This is a genomic window from Micrococcus sp. HG099, assembly GCF_024723355.1.
GTDB lineage: Bacteria > Actinomycetota > Actinomycetes > Actinomycetales > Micrococcaceae > Micrococcus > Micrococcus endophyticus.
In genome coordinates, this window is record NZ_JANQCJ010000282.1 from 1 (window position 1) to 672 (window position 672).

A 672-nucleotide genomic window follows, 5' to 3' on the forward strand; every position below is an offset into this window, starting at 1 on the left:
AAGGAGATTAGCGGCGTGAGATCGTCGGCAGCGTCAGGTGTATATAAGAGACAGGTGTGGGGCGCCGGGGGCGGGAGCGGGGGAAACGGGGGAGTCCATGCGGACAGTGTCGCCGATCACACGGGGTGGAACGTGCGTCGGCCGGTCCGATGACGCGTCCGGCCCCGTCCCTAGACTAGCGAGCATGACCTCCCCGGACCGAGCCGCCCCGCCCGCGCCACCGACCCCGGCCGACGGCCCGGCCCCCGAGGCCCCCGCGGCCGACGAGGCCGCCCCCGCGCGTCGCCGCGTGCAGGCGGTCTCCCTGCGCCCCGAGGGCCTCAGCGAGGACGCGGTGGGTCGCGTCGCCGGGCTCCTGGCCGAGGCGTTCGCCGAGGACGAGTTCACCCTTGGCCTGCTGCCGGCCGACCGCCGCGCCGAGCGGCTCGCCCGGATGTTCGCCCTCAACGTCCACGACGCCCTGCGCCCCGCACGCGCCGCCGGCGGCGAGGCAGGGCCGCGTGGCGCCGTCGACGTCGCCCTCGACCCTGAGGACGGGACCCTGCTGGCCGCTGCCGTGTGGGACGGCCCGGACGCCCCGCGCGGGACCACCGTGCCCGGCGCGCTCGCGGCCCTGCCCGCCCGGCTGCGCGTGCACGGCCGCCGCACCTGGGATGCGGCCCGCACGGACGC

General features: G+C 77.7%; 1 pseudogene. It reads left to right on the plus strand.

What is annotated here, in order from left to right:
• Positions 1–184 precede the first annotated feature (184 nt).
• Positions 185–672 (plus strand): annotated as a pseudogene (locus NWP10_RS12235) (hypothetical protein); the annotation flags it as partial.